This window comes from Sphingomonas sp. FW306-1B-B10E (assembly GCF_058782005.1).
This window is the reverse complement of the sequence record NZ_JBYSXG010000006.1, coordinates 81615-100213: the sequence shown is the minus strand read 5'-3', so window position 1 is coordinate 100213 and position 18599 is coordinate 81615. Positions and strand designations below refer to the sequence as shown.

General features: G+C 70.3%; 17 protein-coding genes. All 17 read left to right on the top strand.

Annotated elements, in window-relative coordinates; genetic code table 11:
* Positions 1 to 55: 55 nt before the first annotated feature.
* From AC3WJI_RS04145 to AC3WJI_RS04065, 17 genes are read left to right on the top strand one after another with little or no spacing between them, the layout of a single operon-like run.
* A complete protein-coding gene (locus AC3WJI_RS04145) occupies positions 56 to 1927 on the top strand; it encodes a phage tail sheath family protein (RefSeq protein WP_492755980.1) in 1872 nt (623 codons plus the stop codon).
* A gap of 12 nt (positions 1928 to 1939) precedes the next feature.
* A complete protein-coding gene (locus AC3WJI_RS04140) occupies positions 1940 to 2452 on the top strand; it encodes a phage tail protein (protein WP_492755979.1) in 513 nt (170 codons plus the stop codon).
* A 22-nt stretch (positions 2453 to 2474) separates the two neighbouring features.
* Positions 2475 to 3218 (top strand): hypothetical protein, encoded by a 744-nt coding sequence (locus AC3WJI_RS04135; protein ID WP_492755978.1) that lies wholly within the window; start codon positions 2475 to 2477, stop codon positions 3216 to 3218.
* The gene (locus AC3WJI_RS04130; RefSeq protein WP_492755977.1) at positions 3215 to 4264 is read left to right on the top strand and encodes a hypothetical protein; all 1050 of its coding nucleotides are present in this window, start codon (positions 3215 to 3217) and stop codon (positions 4262 to 4264) included. The genes AC3WJI_RS04135 and AC3WJI_RS04130 overlap by 4 nt, the downstream gene beginning before the upstream one ends.
* A complete protein-coding gene (locus tag AC3WJI_RS04125; protein ID WP_492755976.1) occupies positions 4261 to 5529 on the top strand; it encodes a Pvc16 family protein in 1269 nt (422 codons plus the stop codon). Before AC3WJI_RS04130 ends, AC3WJI_RS04125 begins: the two co-directional genes overlap by 4 nt.
* Entirely contained in the window at positions 5526 to 7643 is a 2118-nt protein-coding gene (locus AC3WJI_RS04120) for an ATP-binding protein (protein ID WP_492755975.1), read from the top strand. The genes AC3WJI_RS04125 and AC3WJI_RS04120 overlap by 4 nt, the downstream gene beginning before the upstream one ends.
* Positions 7640 to 7897 carry a hypothetical protein gene (locus tag AC3WJI_RS04115; RefSeq protein WP_492755974.1) on the top strand — a complete coding sequence of 86 codons (258 nt, stop codon included), beginning with the start codon at positions 7640 to 7642 and terminating at the stop codon, positions 7895 to 7897. The genes AC3WJI_RS04120 and AC3WJI_RS04115 overlap by 4 nt, the downstream gene beginning before the upstream one ends.
* Positions 7885 to 8673 (top strand): hypothetical protein, encoded by a 789-nt coding sequence (locus AC3WJI_RS04110; RefSeq protein ID WP_492755973.1) that lies wholly within the window; start codon positions 7885 to 7887, stop codon positions 8671 to 8673. Before AC3WJI_RS04115 ends, AC3WJI_RS04110 begins: the two co-directional genes overlap by 13 nt.
* A gap of 44 nt (positions 8674 to 8717) precedes the next feature.
* On the top strand, positions 8718 to 9062 hold the full coding sequence (locus tag AC3WJI_RS04105) for a hypothetical protein (RefSeq protein WP_492755972.1): 345 nt from the start codon (positions 8718 to 8720) through the stop codon (positions 9060 to 9062).
* Between the two features lie 34 nt (positions 9063 to 9096).
* Positions 9097 to 9744 (top strand): hypothetical protein, encoded by a 648-nt coding sequence (locus AC3WJI_RS04100; protein ID WP_492755971.1) that lies wholly within the window; start codon positions 9097 to 9099, stop codon positions 9742 to 9744.
* Positions 9741 to 10067, top strand: a complete 327-nt coding sequence (locus AC3WJI_RS04095) for a hypothetical protein (protein WP_492755970.1) — start codon at positions 9741 to 9743, stop codon at positions 10065 to 10067. Before AC3WJI_RS04100 ends, AC3WJI_RS04095 begins: the two co-directional genes overlap by 4 nt.
* Positions 10060 to 11187 carry a phage late control D family protein gene (locus tag AC3WJI_RS04090; RefSeq protein ID WP_492755969.1) on the top strand — a complete coding sequence of 376 codons (1128 nt, stop codon included), beginning with the start codon at positions 10060 to 10062 and terminating at the stop codon, positions 11185 to 11187. Before AC3WJI_RS04095 ends, AC3WJI_RS04090 begins: the two co-directional genes overlap by 8 nt.
* Positions 11184 to 11711, top strand: a complete 528-nt coding sequence (locus tag AC3WJI_RS04085) for a phage baseplate assembly protein V (RefSeq protein ID WP_492755968.1) — start codon at positions 11184 to 11186, stop codon at positions 11709 to 11711. Before AC3WJI_RS04090 ends, AC3WJI_RS04085 begins: the two co-directional genes overlap by 4 nt.
* Positions 11712 to 11723: 12 nt before the next feature.
* On the top strand, positions 11724 to 12047 hold the full coding sequence (locus AC3WJI_RS04080; RefSeq protein WP_492755967.1) for a hypothetical protein: 324 nt from the start codon (positions 11724 to 11726) through the stop codon (positions 12045 to 12047).
* The gene (locus AC3WJI_RS04075) at positions 12044 to 12418 is read left to right on the top strand and encodes a GPW/gp25 family protein (RefSeq protein ID WP_492755966.1); all 375 of its coding nucleotides are present in this window, start codon (positions 12044 to 12046) and stop codon (positions 12416 to 12418) included. The genes AC3WJI_RS04080 and AC3WJI_RS04075 overlap by 4 nt, the downstream gene beginning before the upstream one ends.
* Positions 12415 to 15171 (top strand): putative baseplate assembly protein, encoded by a 2757-nt coding sequence (locus AC3WJI_RS04070; RefSeq protein WP_492755965.1) that lies wholly within the window; start codon positions 12415 to 12417, stop codon positions 15169 to 15171. Before AC3WJI_RS04075 ends, AC3WJI_RS04070 begins: the two co-directional genes overlap by 4 nt.
* Positions 15168 to 18590: a putative baseplate assembly protein gene (locus AC3WJI_RS04065; protein ID WP_492755964.1), complete on the top strand. Its 3423-nt coding sequence runs from the start codon at positions 15168 to 15170 to the stop codon at positions 18588 to 18590. The genes AC3WJI_RS04070 and AC3WJI_RS04065 overlap by 4 nt, the downstream gene beginning before the upstream one ends.
* The last annotated feature ends 9 nt before the right edge of the window (positions 18591 to 18599 follow it).

Below are 18599 nucleotides of genomic sequence, written 5' to 3'. Positions count from 1 at the left end.
TGCCCGAAGGGCCCGCGGTCGGGCTTTTCGTCAGGATCGTGCATGGGAGGGACGAATGCCATCTGCATTGACCTATCCGGGCGTCTATATCGAGGAAGTCCCGAGCAACGTTCGAACGATCATCGGCGCATCGACGTCGATCGCGGCCTTTGTCGGGCGCGCCCAGCGCGGCCCGGTCAACTTGCCGGTGGTGATCAACAGCTTCGCCGATTTCGAGCGCCAGTTCGGCGGATTGTGGCTGAAGAGCCCGCTGAGCTTCGCGGTGCGCGACTTCTATCTGAACGGCGGCGGCCAGGCGGTGATCGTCCGGCTGTTCGCGCCGAGCTTCGCCGACGAGACGGCACGCGACGCCGCCTTCGACGCGGCGACCGCCGAAGCGCAGACCGCGGCCGACGCCGTGGCCACCGCCGCCACCAATGCGGTGGCAGGCGCCGCGAACGCCAATGACGTGGCGACCGCCGCGCAAGGCGCCGTCGCGGCGGCTTCGGCGCCGGGACCGGCAGCCGCATCGGCAGCCGCGGCCGTCGCCGCAGCGGTGGCGGCGGCAGCGGCGTCGGCGCCCTCCAACAAGGCCGCCGCCGGTACTGCGGCAACCGCCGCGGTCGGACCCGCAGTGAGCGCCGCCGCCGACTCGATCGCCGGCCCGGTATCCGCGACGATCGACGCGGGCGGGCTGAGCCTCGCGGCGGCGGCGCCGGGCAGCTGGGGCGACCGCCTGCGCGTGATTGTCGACCACGACGTGCTCGGCAGCGACACCAGCCTGTTCAATCTCACCGTCCGCGACGGCGCCACGGGCACGGTCGAGCGCTTCATGGCGGTGTCGACCGACCCGGCTAATGCCCGCCGCGCCGATCATATCCTCGAAGGCGATTCGCAGCTGATCCGCGTCGCCGGCACCCTGCCGGCTTCGCGGCCGACCGCGAGCACTGCACCGCAGCCGGGCGAGGATCCCTGGGCCGACAACAGCACGCCGACCAATTATTCGGTCGCCGACGGCAGCGAGGGTTCGGACGGCAATGTGCTGACCGATGACGACTTCACCCCACCCGGATCGGCGGCGAGCAAGACGGGGCTCAATGCGCTCGACAAGGCCGAGGCATTCAACCTGCTGTGCATTCCGCCGCACGAACTGGGCGGCAGCGTCGGCGCCGGGCTGATCGACGCGGCGCTCGCTTATTGCACCCTGCGGCGCGCCGTGATGATCATCGATCCGCCGGCCGACTGGAACGAGAAGGCCGATGCGCTCGCCGGGTTCGAGACCGATGTCGGCAGCGCGAGCGCCAATGGTGTGCTGTATTTCCCGAGGATCCTGCAGCCCAATCCCTTGCGCGAAGGCCGCGAGGAGGCGTTCGTGCCGTGCGGCGCGATCGCCGGCCTCTATGCGCGGATCGATGCGCAGCGCGGCGTGTGGAAGGCGCCCGCCGGGCTCGAGGCGACGCTGGTCAACGCGCCGCGCCTGGCGGTGTCGCTGACCGATCCGGAGAATGGCGAGCTCAACATCAAGGGCATCAATTGCCTGCGCGCCCTGCCCGGCGCGGGGCGCGTCGTCTGGGGCGCGCGGACGCGCCGCGGCGACGACCGGCTCGCCGACCAATGGAAATACGTGCCCGTGCGCCGCACTGCCTTGTTCATCGAGGAGAGTCTCTATCGCGGCACGCAATGGGTGGTGTTCGAGCCGAACGACGAGCCGTTATGGGCGTCGATCCGGCTCAATGTCGGGGCGTTCATGCACGGGCTTTTCCGGCAGGGCGCCTTCCAGGGCGCGACGCCGGCCGAGGCCTATTTCGTGAAATGCGACAAGGACACGACGCCGCAGGCGGACATCGACAAGGGGATCGTGAACATCCTTGTCGGCTTCGCGCCGCTCAAGCCCGCTGAGTTCGTCGTGATCAAGCTTTCGCAGATCACGCATCTCGATATCGCCTGAGGGGAAGCGAAGATGCCGCAATTTGCAGTCAACACCACCCGCCACGATCCCTACAAGAACTTCAAGTTCCGGGTGTCCTGGGACGGGCGCGACGTCGCCGGAATCTCCAAGGTCGGCGCGCTCAAGCGCACCACCGAGGTGGTCGAGCACCGCGAAGGCGGGGATCCCAGCAGCGGGCGCAAGTCGCCCGGGCGCAACAAGTTCGAGGCGATCACGCTCGAGCGCGGGGTCACGCACGACGACGAGTTCGAGCGCTGGGCCAACCGGATCTGGGATTTCAGCTCGGGTCCCGGGATGGAGGCCTCGCTGGCCAATTTCCGCAAGGACATCCTGATCACTCTCTACAACGAGGCGGGGCAGAAGGTGATCGCCTACAAGGTGTTCCGCTGCTGGGTGTCCGAATATCAGGCGCAGGCCGATCTCGACGCCAACGCCAACGCCGTGCTGATCTCGAGTATCAAGCTCGAGAATGAAGGCTGGGAGCGCGACCCCGACGTGGTCGAGCCGTCCGAGCCTGGCTTTTGATCCCTGAGGGTTCCGAACCGCCATGGCGCGTGCGCAAACCCGAGCCAGGGCCGAGGAACTCGATGCCCTGATCGACCTGTGGGAGCGCGGCGACGACCTGTCGCCGCCGCGTCGCGGGCTGCTGCTGCTCGGTGCGGCGCTGCCCGACGCGGCGCCCGCCGATCTGGCCGAGCTGCCGATCGGGCGGCGCGACACCGCGTTGCTCGACTTGGGCGACCGGCTGTTCGGCGCCAGGCTAGAATGCATCGCCGCCTGCTCGGCATGCGGTGAGCGGATCGACGTCGCGTTCGCCAGCGACGGCGTCCGCGCCGAGGCGGCGGCGCCGGGCACCCTCGTTACCGCGCAGGTGGAAGGCGCCAGCTTCCGCGCCCGGCTTCCCAACAGCGCCGACCTGATCGCGATCGAGAGCGAGCCCGATCTCGACCGGGCCGAGCGGCACCTGCTCGCGCGCTGCCTCGTCGATGCCGGGGGCGTGGATCGGCTTTCGGACTCCGCGCGCGCCGCGATCGGCGACGCGATGAGCGCGGCCGATGCGCAGGCCGAGATCGTGCTCGATCTGTCCTGTCCCGGCTGCGCGGCGCAGGCGCAGGTGCCGTTCGACATCGTCTCCTATCTCTGGGTGCGGCTCGATCATTGGGCCAAGGCGATGCTCGCCGCGATCGACGCGATCGCCAGCCGCTATGGGTGGAGCGAGGCGGCGGTGCTCGGCCTGTCGCCGCGCCGGCGGCAATCCTATCTCGACCGCATCGCCGGCGAGGCACGATGAGCCTGCTGCGCCATCTCGTCCGCGCGACGCTCGCGCCCGAGCAGGCGGCCCGGCCGGCGCTGCCGCAGCAATTCGCCAATTGGGGCGGCGAGGGCGGTGGCGCGGATCTCGAATGGGGCGAGGAAGCGGCCGAGCGCCCGGCGAGCCCGCTCGCGCCGCGCACCGAGCCGGCGCCCGACGACGCCCAGGCCACGCCGGAGCCCAGGGCTTCCGCCGGCGCGAAGGCCGCGATGCCGTCGCAGCGCGCGCCGCGGTTGCTTCCCGACGATACCGAAGTCCAGCCGCTTTCACCGCCACATCCGCCGCGCGCGAGTCGGCAGCAGGCGCCGGCGGCGGTGGCAGAACAGGCGCCACCGACGGCCGAACCGAACGTTTCCCGTCCGCGCGCGCGGCGCTCCGCCGAGCCGGAGGCGCCGCCCCAGATGCGTACGGAGCTTCGCGCGCCGGCCCCGCTTCCGGAGCCCAGTGTCGCGCGGCCTACGCAGGCAAGACCGGCGCAGGCCAAGCCGGACGCGCCGATCGCTGAGCCCGCCACGAGCGAACCGCCGCGTGTCATCGCACCGGCACCGCGTCCGGCGACGGCGGACATCGCGGCACCGGAAGCGCCCACTCGTCCGTCCGCTTCCCGCGATGCTTCGCAGCCCGCCCGCACTGCCGCGAAAGTCCCCAGCATCGCAGCGACTCCCGCCATCGCGCAGCCGCCCGCACCCGAGGCGCGTCGCGATCTCCCCCGGCTGGAGCGCCCACGGGTAACCGCGCCGGCCGCGCGTGCGGCGGCGCCCGCACCGCCGCAAGCGCACGAACCGCTGGCCGCGCCCTCGGTTACCCCGGCGCCCGCCGCCGCGCCGATGCTGACGGTACCACAAGTGATCGCCGCCGAGCCCGCCGCGCCGCCGTCGCTCCCCGACGTGCATATCAGCATCGGCCGCGTCGAGGTCCGCGCCGCCGCAGCGCCGCCGCAGCGGCCCGCGTCGCGCACGCCGGCCAAGGCCGAGCCGCTCAGCCTCGATGCCTATCTCAGCCGCCGCAACGGGGCCGCGCGATGAGCAACCATCTCGCCATCGCCACCGTCACCGCCGCGCTGGGCCAGATCGCCCAGGCCGCCGCGGCGAGCGCGGTGCCCGGCGTCCAGCTCCGCTTCGGCCGTCCGCCCGCCGACGACGCGCCGGCGCGCCAGGTCAATATCTTCCTCTATCATCTGATGCCCCATGCCGCGCTGCGCAACGCCGACCTCGCGATGCGCGGGGCGGATGGCGCGCTGGTCAATCGGCCCCGCGCGGCGCTCAGCCTTCATTATCTGGTCACCTTCTACGGCACCGACAGCGACTTAGAGCCCGATCGCATGGCCGCCGCGGTGGCGCGCGACCTCCATGCGCGGCCCGTGCTCACCAGCCAGGTCATCGCGGACGCGATCGCCAGCAACGCGGCGATCCTCGGCGATTCCGATCTCGGCGATTCATTCGAGCGCGTGACGATCACGCCCAGCGCGGACTCGCTCGACGAGATGTCGCGGCTGTGGTCGGTAATGGTGCAGACGCCCTATGCGCTATCGCTGCGCTACGAGGCGTCGGTGGTGCTGATCGACGCCGTCGAGAGCGCCGGGCCGGCGCTGCCGGTGCTCAACCGCGGCCCCGAGGATCGCGGACCCGAGGCGCTGGCCGGCACCGGGCCGGTGATCGAGGGTTTGTGGATCGGCCTCGCCGCCACCGACGATGGCCCGCCGCTGTTCCCGACATTGCGCGCGGCGCATCTCGGGGCGAAGCTGCGCTTCTCGGGATCGGGGCTCGTCGGCGACGCGGTGCGGCTCGAATTTCGTAATCTGAAGCGTGCGATCGGCGCCGATCTGGTGCCGGTGGCGAGCGGGCAGAGCGAGCTCCGCGTCACCCTGCCCGACGGCGCGCCCGACCAGACGCAATGGGCGCCGGGCATCTACGGCGTCACCGCAGTGGTGACGCGCGGCGGCCGCGAGATCCGCTCGCCGGTGTGGCCGATGCCGCTCGGCGCGCGGGTGACCGCGATCGCGCCCAATCCGGTCGCCTCGGGGTCGGGCATGGTGCCGCTCACCGTCACTTGCCGGCCGCAGGTACTGCCCGATCAGGTCGCGATCCTGCTGCTCTCGGGGCAGGAGATCCCTGCGCAGGATCGCGTCGCGGCGGGGGTGACGCTCGACTTCCTCGTCGACAGCGATTCGATCGCCGACGGCGACCTCGCGGTGCTGCGGATCGACGGCGCCGACAGCCAGCCCTTCGTGATCGATCCGGTCAGCGGGCGGCTGGCCTTCGACGACAGCCAGCGGGTGACGGTCGTATGAGCGACGATGTCGACGCCTGGCTGGAGCGCAACAACGCCTATCTCGCGGCGGCACTCGCGCATCTGCGCGAGCTGCTGCGCGCCGCGATCCCCCCTCCGCCGTCGACCGAGAATAGCGACGACGCGCTCACCGGTTTGGCGCCGGTCGGCGTGCCCGGCGCGGTCGAGTGGCCCGGCCTCAATATCTTCCGCCGCCGCTCGCCGGCCAATGCCGTGCCGCAGGTGCTGCTGCTCCCCGCCGCCGAAGGGATCGAGCCGCCGGCCGTGACCGCCGCCGCCGAACGGCTCGCCGAGGCGAGCGCCGGCGATCCGCCCCCCGCGCTGTTGATGCTCGCCGGGCGGCTGGGCCTGTCCGATTTCGAGCGCGACATCCTGCTGCTCTGTCTCGCCGCCGAGCTCGATCCCGGCATCCTCGAATCCTTCGCCACGGCGCAGGGCAGCCAGGGCCGTGCGAATCCCAGCTTCGCGCTGGCGATGACCCTGTTCGATCATGCTGCCTGGGACGCGGTCTCGCCCGAGCGCCCGCTGCGCTATTGGCGGCTGATCGACATCAACCAGCCTGGCGCGACACCGCTGACCGCCGCGGCGCTGCGCATCGACGAGCGCATCGCCAATTTCGCCAAGGGCCTCAACCATCTCGACAGCCGCGTCGCGTCGTTGCTCGAGCCGATGCCGGCCCCCGGCGACGCGGCGCTGGCGCAGTCGCACCAGATCCGTGCCGAGGAGATCGTACGGCTGGCGCGCTCGGTGGTTCCCGCGCGCATTGCCCTGGTCGGGCCCGATCGCGACAGCAAGCGCCGGCTCGCTTCCGCGGCGGCGGCGGCGCTAGGGCTGCCATGCTACCGGCTGCCGGTCGAAGCGATCCCTGCCGGTGCCGAGCTCGACAGCTTCCTGCGGCTATGGACGCGCGAGTCGCTGCTGCTGCCCTTCGCACTGCACGTCGACGCGCACGATTTGCCGAGCGGCGCCGAGCAGGCGCTGCGCCGGCTGGTGCGGCGCGCGGGCGGCCTGGTATTCGTCGACCTGCGCGACGGCATGTCCGGGCTCGAGATCGACGGGCGCGTCGACATCGCCAAGCCCAGCGCCGCCGAACAGCGCGCCGAATGGCAAGCGCAGCTCGCCGACCTGCCCGACGCGGCCGCGGTCGCCGCGCGGCTCGCGAGCCATTTCGACCTCAATCTCGCGGACATCGGCGCCGTGACGCGCGAAGCCCGCGCGGGCGAGGAAAGCGTTGCGATCGGCGACCGCCTGTGGCGCGGCAGTGTCCTCCGCGCGCGCCCGTCGCTGGCACAGCTCGCCCAGCGCATCGAGGTCAAGCCCAGTTGCCGCGACATCGTCCTGCCCGACAGCGAGGTGGCGCTGCTCGACCAGATCGCGGCGCAGGTGCGCGGGCGCGCGACGGTCTATGACGATTGGGGCTTCCGCGACCGGATGAACCGCGGGCTTGGCGTCAGCGCGCTGTTCGCCGGCGACAGCGGCACCGGCAAGACGATGGCGGCCGAGACGCTTGCCGACCGGCTCGGCCTCGATCTCTACCGCGTCGATCTGTCGGCAGTAGTCAGCAAATATATCGGCGAGACCGAGAAGAACCTGCGCGACGTGTTCGACGCGGCCGAGGCGGGCGGCGCGATCCTGTTTTTCGACGAGGCCGACGCGCTGTTCGGCAAGCGCAGCGACGTCAAGGACAGCCACGACCGCTACGCCAATATCGAGATCGACTATCTCCTCCAGCGGATGGAGGCGTTTGCCGGGCTCGCGATCCTCGCCACCAACATGAAGAGCGCGCTCGACACCGCCTTCGTCCGGCGGCTGCGCTTCATCGTCAACTTCCCCTATCCGGGCGCCGCCGAGCGCCGCCGCATCTGGGAAAAGGCTTTTCCGCCGGGCGTACCGCAGCGTGCGGTCGATTTCGACCGATTGGCGCGGCTCGACCTCGCCGGCGGCAATATCCACGGCATTGCGATCAACGCCGCGTTCATGGCCGCCGCGGCGGGCACGTCGGTGACGATGGAGGTGCTGCTCGACGCTTGCCGGATCGAGCTGCGCAAGCTCGACCGCCCGGTCAACGAAGCCGATTTCCGCCGCATCCGCGCAGTGGCGGGAGAGGCGCGATGACGGTGCGTCTCCACATCGAGCGCCTTGTGGTCGACGGGGTGGGTGCGGCCGAGTTGCCGCCGCTCCGCGACGCGCTTGAACGCGAACTCGGCCGCCGGCTCGCCGCCGATGTTTCCGCGCTCGCGCGATTCGGCGGACGGACCGCGCCGCTGCGCCGCGCGCAGGAAGGCCTGCCAGAGGCGGTCTCCGGCGCTGCGCTGGGCAGCGCCGCCGCCAATGCTTTGCATCAGGAGTTGCTGCGATGGGACGATTAGCGACGCTCGAACGGCCGTCCCGGCATGCCGGACCCGCCGCCACCGCCACGGCAACCGGCTGTGCCAAATGCGGTGGCGGCAAATCCGCCGGTGCCTGCCCGGCATGCGAGGCGGAGGAGAATACGCACGCGTTCGCAAGCGGACGCAATCTCAGCAGGGTGCCGCTGCATGCCGGCGCGTCGTCGCAAAGCTATGACGTTGGCGATGGCGGGGACGGGGAGACGAGCACGCTGGCCACCGGGTCGCCGGAAACCGCGACCCAGGCGGTGGATGGCGGGACCGGCGAATATTGCTCCCCGACCGGCAGCTTCACCAACATCCCGAGCGGCACGCTCACCCCGGTCCATGCAGGAGGCAATTTCAACAAGCATTTCCAGATGGAAGCGAGCTTCACCGCGCCGATCCCGTGCACCTGCGGGCTGGGCGTGTACCGCCAATATGTCCGCGGCTATTTCAAGAAGGACGGCACCGCGCTGACCCACCGGCTCCTGCCCGGCACGACGCTCGACCCGACGACGTTCCAGGAGGACGGGACCCCCGCCGGCGACGCTTATGGCCATCGCGAGCGGGCCGCCGTCGGGGGGAATCAATACCTTCCGGACCAGGCCGGCGGATGCACGTTCCAGGGGCGTGACACCCCCGGCTTTCGAAACGTCCAATCGGGGCACACGTACGAGATCAACCTCGACTTCCGCGGCGAGCTTCAGGACACGTCGAGCAGCAGCGTGCTCGCCACCAGCAACTGGTCGGTCGTCGGCACCGCCGCGATCCCCTGATCGGCGCGTTACGGACACCTTCGCACAATGGAACAGGCACTCTCATGGACCTTATCGTAGCCCCCGCGCAGATCGAACTCGCCGATGCCGTGATATCGCTCGAAGTCGAGCGTGCGGCGGGCGGGTGGAGCGTTGTGGTCGTCGTGTCGCGCCCGGCCGACTCGCCGACGCTGTCGACCTCCGCGATTGCCGTGCGCGCCGAGGACGCCAAGGGCGCCGAACTGCCCTCGCGTGCCGAGGCGGAAGGCGCCTTGCCCGAAGCGGGCGGCAGCCTCGGCACTTCAGCGAATGCGCGTTACGTCGTGGGAGGCGAGGCGCCGCCGACCATGATCACGGTGCGCTATGGCGGCGGCGCGGCGCGCTTCACGATCACGAAGCGCGGCCCATGACGCCGGTCCACACCTTTGCCGGACTGCGCCGCGCATGACCGGCCTGACCTCCTCGCCGCGGCTCATCAAGGGCGCGCTGATCGGAGTGGATCTGTTCAATCCGCTCGCGAGCATTGTCGTGTTCCAATACAATCCCGACACGATGACGCGCCGGCTCGAGCCGCGCGGCGCCGGCGCCGGCGGCGACAAGGGCGAGGCGTTTCGTCTGGCGGGACCTCCCAAGGAGACGATCACGCTCTCGGTCGAGATCGACGCCGCCGACCAGCTCGAGTCGAACAACCCGCTCGCGATCGCCACCGGCATCACGCCCACGCTCGCGGCGCTCGAGATGCTCGTCTATCCCAAGACCGCTTTGGTGATCGCCAATTCGGTGCTCGGCGCCGCGGGGATCATCGAGATCCTCCCCACCGACGCGCCGATGACCTTGTTCGTCTGGGGCCCGACGCGGGTGCTGCCGGTCAAGGTGGGTGCGCTCACCATCACCGAGGAAGCTTACGACACTTTGCTCAACCCGATCCGCGCCAAGGTCGAGCTGACGCTCAACGTACTGAGCTATCACGACCTGTCGCTCGGCTCGGCGGGCAATGCGCTCTTCATGGTCCACCACGTCACCAAGGAAGTGCTGGCGATGACCAACATCTTCGCGAGCATCCAGAATGTCGGAGCGGGGCTGAAGCTATGACCGTCACCACCAGCTTCCCGGCGAACAGCCGCTACCAGGGCGCCGAGGTGCTCCGCTACGTCGCCGAGGACGGCACCGAGATCGCCTATCTCGCGCCGCGCGTCGTCCCCGACCCGTCGCGCTTCACCCGGATCGGCGAGCATGTCGTCAACGAGGGCGACCGGCTCGACAATGTCGCGGCGCAGCGGCTGGGCGATGCCGAGCTCGCCTGGCGGATCGCCGACGCCAATCGCGCGATGCGGCCCAATGCGCTGACCGAGACGGTCGGCACGCGGCTGGCGATCACCCTTCCCGAAGCGATGGGAGGACCGCCGGTTGCTTGACGCGGGCTATCTGCTGCTGATGATCGGCCCGCTGGCGGCACCGCTGCCGGCGCCCCTGCCGCTGACCGAGGCGGTCAAGTCGATCTCGGTCAATTCGGGGGGCGCGCGCAGCGGCTTCCAGATCAGCTTTCACACCGGCAAGACCTCGCCGCTCAACCTGGCGATGCTGCCGCTGGGCTTCTTCGATCCGATGATCACCCGGGTGGTGATCACGATGGTCTATCGCGGCATCCCCCAGGTGCTGATGGACGGCGTGGTGACGCGTCAGGAAGTGGCGCCGAGCAACACGCCGGGCGAATCCACGCTGACGCTGACCGGCGAGGATCTGAGCGTTTTGATGGACGTGGTGCAGGTCCGCATGCCCTGGCCCGCGGTGCCCGAGGCGGGACGGGTGGCGACCATCCTCGCCAAATACGCCGCCTTCGGGATCGTGCCGATGGTGATCCCGCCGCTGGTGCCGAGCGTCGACAGCCCGACGAGCCGCTTCGACACCCAGGACGCGACCGACCGCGCCTATCTGACCCAGCTGGCCCAGGCCAATTCCTACGTCTTCTTCGTCGAGCCCGGCCCCGCGCCGCTGACGAGCATCGCCTATTTCGGGCCCGATATCCGCATTCCGGTCCCGCAGCCGGCGCTCAACGTCAACATGGATGCCTTCACCAATGTCGAGAGCCTGAGCTTCAGCCTCGACGGGTTGGCCAAGAAGCAGACGATCCTGCTCACCTACGATCCCGCCACCGGCAAGATACCGATCCCCGTGCCGGTGCCCAATCTCAGCATCACGCATCCGCCGCTCGGGCTGCGCCCGACGCCGCCCGCGCAGATCCTGTTCGAAGGCAGCGCCACACGGCTGACCCCCGATCGCGCCGCCAAGCGCGCTCTGGAGATCATGATGAGCGCGCGCGACGCGATCACCGGCCAGGGTTCGCTCGACGTTGGCGCCTATGGCGGGATCCTGCGCGCGCGAATGCTCGTCGGGGTGCGCGGGGCGGGGCTCACCTATGACGGCATGTATTACGTCAACACGGTTTCCCACACGATCACGCCGGGCAGCTACAAGCAGAGCTTCACGCTGTCGCGCGACGGGCTGATCGCGGCCGGACCGGCGGTGCTGCCATGACCGAGGGGCGCTATTTCGGCAAATATCGCGCGACCGTGTCGCTCAACATCGATCCGGAGCGGCGCGGCCGGATCCAGATGATGGTCCCCGACGTGCTTGGCCCGACCCCGTCGAGCTGGGCGGAAAGCTGCACGCCCTTGTCGGGGCCAACCGGACCCGGGATGGGCATCCACCTCGTCCCGCCGATCGGCGCCGCGGTGTGGGCCGAGTTCGAGCAAGGCGACCTCAATTATCCGATCTGGAGCGGTTGCCGCTGGAGCAGCGCATCGGACCTGCCGACCGATGCCAGCCTCGGCCTGCCGGTCTCGCCGAACATCGTCCTGCAGTCGCTTGGCCAGAACCGGGTGGTCATCGGCGATGCGCCGCCGACCCCAATGACCGGCGGCATCGTGCTGCAAAGCGCTACCGGAGCGATGATCGTGGTCAACGACAGCGGCATCTACATCGACAACGGCAAAGGCGCGTCGATCCAGCTCTTGGGCCTGAGCGTGCTGATCAACAAGTCCGCGCTGGTGGTGACATGAGGGAGGCGCGGCATGCCCGGAATGCTCGTTGAAGCGACCGCCAGCGTCATGTGCAGTCATGGCGGCAAGGCGACGCCGACCGCGGTCAACGCGCGCGTCACGCTGGGCGGGGTGCCGAGCATGACCATCGCCACGACGATGACCATCCAGGGTTGCAGCTTCCCGCCGCCCACCGCGGGCAACGGGCCGTGCGTCACCGGGCAGTGGCTGAGCGGCACCACGCGGGTGCTGTCGAACGGCCAGCCGCTGGTCGTCCAGTCGAGCAGCTCGCTCTGTGCGCCCACCGGCACGCCGCTGATGATCACCGTCCCCCAGGCAAGGGTCATGGCCCAATGAACACCCGCGTCGAGATCGACTTCCCCTTCGCGATCGGCCCAAGTGGGCGCACCGCGACCACCGATGCGGGCGATCACGTCCGCGACATGATCGAGCAATTGCTGTTCACGCGTCCGGGCGAGCGCGTGAACCGGGCCGATTTCGGCGCGGGGGTGATGCACCAGGTGTTCGCCTTCGCCAGCCCCGAGGCGGCGACTGCGCTCGAATTCACCACCCGCGCGGCGCTCCAGCGTTTCCTCGGCGACGTGATCGAAGTGCAGAAGCTCGACGTGACCGCGGTCGACGCGTCGCTCCAGGTCGAGATCCACTACATGATCCGCGCCACCGGCGAGCGCCCCGTCCAGACCTTCGTCGTGGGAGGCCCGGCATGAGCAGCGCACCACTCTACTGCGTCGAGGACGACAAGCGCCGCGCGGCGATCCGCGGCCATGATCTCAACGGAATCGATTCGGTCGAGGTCGATTGCGCGCAGACCACGCTGATCGTGACCTTTCTCGGCCGCGCACCCGAATGGATCCAGCCGGAGAATCTCCGCATCGAGGGCGGCCGGCGCGAACGCGACATCCAGGTGCTCGCCGTGTCGATCGAGCGCGCCGAGGACGAGGGGCTGGACGACCGCATGTTCGTCACGGTCGATCGGCCGGGCGACTTCTCGACCTATCGGCTGGTGATCGTCGCGCGCGACGAGAATGGGCGTGCGATCCCCGGCGCGCCGAGCGATTTCGACACGCGCTACGCTTCGGCGGAATTCAGCTTCAAGGCGGGCTGCCCGCAGGATCAGGACCCCGCGGATTGCGCGCCGTGCCTGCCCGACCCGGCGCCGCCGGTGGCGATCGACTATAGCGCGCGCGATTATCAGAGCTTCCGCCGCCTGATCCTCGACCGGCTCGCGCTGACCCTGCCCGATTGGCAGGAGCGCCACGCCCCCGATATCGGCATCACGTTGGTCGAACTGCTCGCTTATGCCGCCGATGACCTGAGCTATTATCAGGACGCGGTCGCGACCGAATGCTTCCTCGACAGCGCACGGCTGCGTGAATCGGTGCGGCGGCACTGCCGGCTGGTCGACTACCGGCTGCATCAGGGTGCCTCGGCACGGACCTGGGCGGTGTTCGAGCTCGACGGCGCCGACCGAGTCGAAGTCGCGCCGGCCGATCTGATGCTCACCACCGCACTCCCCGGCGCCCACGACCCGATGGTTCGCGCCGAGGACGTCGCCGAGATCGCCTGGCGCGACTATCTCGTGTTCGAGCCGTCGGGCGAGGCGGCGACGCTCGAATTCCGCCGCGCGCGCAATCGCATCCGATTCTACGATTGGGGCGGAAGCGAATGCTGCCTGGTCAAGGGCGCGACCGCGGCGACGCTGGTCGATCCCGGTGCGCCGGAGCCGCCCCCGGCCGAAGAGAGCGGCGGCGACAGCGTACCCGATCAAGGCGGAGGCGCTTTCCCGAGCGATACGCCCGGCGCCCTGGCGCGCGCCGAGAACCGCCCGGAAAAGCAGCCGAGCGCGTCCCCGCAGGACACCGCGGAAGCCACCCCGGGCGAGCGGCCCGACCGCCTCGGGCTCGCGCCCGGCGACGTGCTCGTGCTCGCCGAGGCGATCGGCCCGCGTACCGGCCAGCCCGGCGACGCCGATCCCACCCGCCGCCACGCGGTGCGGCTCACCGCGGTCGAGGAAGGCGTGGATCCGCTGACCGGCCGGCGGATCGTCGAGGTGCAGTGGTGTGCCGAGGATGCTTTGCCCTTCGCCTTCTGCCTCTCCGCGCGCAGCGAGGCGCCGAATTGCGAATGGCTGACGGGGGTCAGCATCGCGTACGGCAATGTCGTCGCGGTCGATCACGGGCGCAGCATCGAGCAGGCACTGCCGCCGGTCGGGGTCGGCCAGGTCGCGGCGGCATGCGACGATCGCTGCACGCCTGCCGAGACCCGCATCCTCGCCAAGCGCTACCGCCCACGGCTCGACCGCCCCGACGTGACCTTCGTCGCGCCGCCGGCCGGCGACGAGTCGCGCTGCGGCAGCTGCGGCGGCACCGCTGCATCGGTGACGGCGATGCCCGATCCGGTCGCCGCGCTTCCCGCAATACGCCTTACCAGCGTCCCGCCCGGCGATACCGAAGAACCCGACCCGGCCGAATTGCGCGGTCTGCGCTATAGCGGCGCACGCACTTCGGCCGGCGCCGCCAGCCTGTGGCGCCCGCGGCCCGACTTGCTCGATTCCGGGCCGCAGGACGCCCATTTCGTCGTCGAGACCGCCGAGGACGGCAGCGCGGGACTGCGCTTCGGCGACGGCGTCTCGGGGCGCATGCCCGAGGCGGGTGAGCGCTTCCTAGCCTTCTACCGCGTCGGCAACGGCCCGGCCGGCAATGTCGGCGCAGGCGCGCTCCAGCACATCGTCTTCCGCAACGCCTTCCCCGAGGGCGTCACCCTGACCGTCACCAACCCGCTTCCCGCGCAGGGCGGCACCCCCCCCGAGCCGATGGCCGACGGCAAGCTGCGCGCGCCGCAGCTGTTCCGCACCCGGCTCGAGCGCGCGGTGGCGGCGGAGGATTATGCCGCGATCGCGATGCGCGACTTCCCGACTTTGGTCCAGCGCGCCGCCGCGGCGCTCCGCGCGACCGGCGTGCGGAGCGAGGTCCAGGTCGCGATCGACTCCTTCGGAACCGCCGATCCGCCGCAATCCTTGCTCGACTGCATCGCCGCGCATCTCGAACGCTATCGCCGCATCGGGCACGACGTGCGCGTGGTCCCCGCGCGCACGGTGCCGATCGACCTCGCATTGCGCGTCTGCGTCGCGCCCGGCCATGTCGCCGAGCAGGTCGGCACCGAATTGCGCGAGGCGCTAGGGCCCCGGCGCGATCGGGCGGGGCGCCTGGGCTTCTTCAATCCCGATTCGCTCAGCTTCGGCGAGGGCGTGATGACCAGCCGCATCCTCGCCGCCGCGCACCGCGTGCCGGGGGTGGCGCACGCCGAAGTCATTCGATTCGAGCGGCTGTTCGAAGGGCCCGACGGCGAGATCGAGGCGGGCATCCTGCCGCTCGGCCCGCTCGAGCTCGCGCGGCTCGATCAGGATCGCGACGCGCCCGAGAACGGGCGGCTGTCGCTGGCGATGGAGACGGGGCGATGAGCGAGACGGGCTGCTCCTGCCAGGCCTGCGCCTCGGGCGCGGGCGCCTGCGGCTGTTGCGACGGCGTCGAGGCAGTCACGCCGCGCGCGGTCGCCAACCGGCCCGGCCTGTCGCGGCTGTCCGCGCGGATCGGCACCTACGCCGATTTCGTCGAGACGATGCACGCGCGGCTGTCGACTCATGCGCTGCACGACGGCACGCGCCCGCTCGCCGCGTTGCGCACGCGCGACTCCGCCGATCCCGCGATCGCCCTGCTCGACGCCTTCGCCGTCGCCGGCGACGTCCTGACCTTCTATCAGGAGCGCATCGCCAACGAAGGCTATCTGCGCACCGCGACGCAGGACCGCTCGGTGCGCGAGCTGGCGCGGCTGATCGGCTACGAGCCCGGTCCGGGCGTGTCGGCGAGCACCTATCTCGCCTTCGCGCTCGACAGCGACCCCGAGACCCCGGTGACGATTCCCGCGGGGACCGGCGCAAAGTCGCTGCCGCGCCAGAACGAATTGCCCCAGGTCTTCGAGACGTCGCGCGATCTCGCCGCGCGCGCGCGCTGGAACCTGCTCGGCGTGCGCACCAGCGAGCCCGAGCGCGGGCAGAGCCGCGACCCCGATAACAACACCACCGACATCTACCTCGCCGGCACCGATTCCGGCCTCAAGCCCGGCGATGCCTTGCTCTTCCAATATGGCGGCGGGACGCCGGAGCCGATGCGGGTGCTCGCAGTCAAGGCGGACACCGCGCTCAAACACACCTGGATCGCAGTAGAACCGTGGGAGCGGGTGTCGTCCAATGCTAGCCAGGCCGCCAGCTTCTCGGAGGCAGACCTCAAAGCACTGCTCGCGCTGCGCGACCAGGCGCCCGGCGGCACCATCGCCGCGGGGATCGTCGACTATATCGATCGCCTCGCAAAGGCCGGCGCCGCCGATCGCGAGGCCGCCTTGCTCGAGCTCCAGAAGGGCATCGTCGATGCGCGCGCGCGGATCGGCGGGCTGCCGCAGCCGGCGCTGCGCGAATGGCTCGACAAGGTCGAGAGCCATGCTCAATCGGTCGCGCTGGCCGGGGGCGAAGCGGGGGGGCTTTCGGTCAATGCTGCCGCGGCGAGCGGTGCTCCGCCGCCGCTACCAGCGAACTCCAGCACGCAATCGTCGGACGATCCCGACGACGATGATTGCGCGCCGCCACGCCCCACATGGATCGAGAAGCTCGCGGTCGCAGCCTCGGTCGCGCCGCGCAGCCCCGAGCGGCTCGCCCGCGACATCGCGACGAACTTCGCCAGGGGCTCCGACGCCGCCTACAAGACGCTGGGCGTCGCGGTGCCCGCGGTCGGCGCGCAGATCGGCGCGGCGCTGTCGGGCACGCGCGTGCGCGAAGGCGATCTCAAGGTCTTCGCCCTGCGGGTCCGTTCCGGCCTGTTCGGCCGCAATTTCCCCAAGCGCACTCGCGTCGACCGGGCGAACAGCGAAGGCGGCGGCACCGAGATCTTCGAGATCGGCGAATGGCCGATCGCCTCGACCGTGAACGATGGTCAGGAACTGTTCCTGCGCGAGGATCCGCATGTCCTCACGCTGGAGTCCCCGCAGGAAGGAATCCTGCCCGACAGCTGGGTCATGGTCGACATGCGCTCGATCCCGATTCCCAAGGACGACTATAAGGACCCCGTCACCGGCTCCAGCGAGAATGGTAGCAATTGGGAACGATGGCTGCTGGCGCCGACGCGTCCGCTGGTGCTCGCCCGAGTGGAGTCGGTCGATCCCAAGATTGCTCGCGCGGATTATGGCGGCATCGGCGACAGCACCGCGATTCACCTCGGCGACGCCGACGCGTGGTTCAAGGTCAGGGACGACTATTACAATTATGTCGGCGATCAGGAGATCATCGACCGCGACTATCAGCTGATCCGCAAGACGACGGTCTATGCCCGGCCGGAGGAGCTCGCACTCGCTCCGCGCCCGCTGGTGCAGGATTTCTGCGTCGAGCCCGAGCCGGGCCAGCCGCTGCCGTGGATCGAGCTCGACGGCACCTATTCGGGGCTGGAGCCGGGCCGCTATGTCGCGGTGAGCGGCGAGCGCGCCGATATCGAGGGCGTCGCCGGCGTGCTGGCCAGCGAAGTCGCGATGATCGCCGAAGTAGTCCACGGTGTGCGCGGCTCCGACGGCGAGCCGATCACGCCGGGTGACCGGGACGCCGCCTTGGGCGACGACGTCCATACCTTCCTGCGCTTCGCCAATTCGCTGTCTTATTGCTATGGCCGCGGCACCGTCGCGCTGCAGGCCAATGTCGTGAAGGCGACGCACGGCGAGACGGTTGCCGAGACACTCGGCAATGGCGACGCCGCCGCCCCCCGCCAGCGTTTCGCGCTCAAGCGCGCGCCGCTCACCTACACGTCGGCGCCCAATGCTACCGGGCTCGCCTCCAGCCTCGACGTGTTCGTCGACGACATACGCTGGCGCCCCGAGGCCAATTTCCTCGCCAACGGACCGCATGAGCGCGTCTATACCGTCCGCAACGATGCCGGCGGCAAGGCCACGGTGATCTTCCCGGACGGCCGTGACGGTGCCCGCCCGCCAACCGGATCGCAGAACATCCGCGCGGTCTATCGCGCCGGGATCGGGCGGCCGGGCAATCTCGGAGCGGGCCGGATCGACCAGCTCGTCGTCCGGCCCTTGGGCGTGAAGGGCGTGATCAACCCAGTCGCCGCGACCGGCGGCGCCGATGCCGAGCCGCGCGAGCGCACGCGCAGGAACGCGCCGGTGTCGACGATGGCGCTCGATCGGCTCGTCTCGATTCGCGATCATGAGGATTTCGCGCGCAGCTTCGCGGGGATCGCCCTCGCCAGCGCGCAGGTCATGGCCGCGGGCAGCCGCCGTGTCGTGCACCTCACCGTCGCGGCAGAGGACGATGCCCCGCTCGATCCGAACGGCGAATTGCTCGACAATCTGCGCGGTGCCTTCCGCCGGCTCGGCGATCCCGATCTGCCGGTGGTGGTGGCACCGCGCGAGCTCAAGCTGCTGATCGTCTCGGCCAAGGTCCGGATCGATCCCGACCGGTTGTGGGAGCCGGTGGCACAGGCGATCCGCGCCAGGCTGCTCGACCTGTTCGGCTTCGAGGCACGCGAGCTCGCGCAGGGCGCGGCGCCGAGCGTGCTGGTCGCGGCGATCCAGTCGGTGCCCGGCGTCGCCTGGATCGATCTCGACACCTTCGGCGGCGTCGCGACGATGGAGGGCCCCGCCGGCAAAAGACTGCCGCGCACCCCCGACGAAATCGCCAAGGGGGTGGCCAAGGCCGTCGCGCAGGGCGTGCAGCGCTGGGTGCCGGCCTATCCCGCGCGCACCGATCCCGCGGGCGCCGGGCTGCTTCCCGCCGAGCTGCTGCTGCTCAGCCCGGAATTGCCCGCCAGCCTCGTCCTCAACCAGATCAAGTAGGAGCACGCG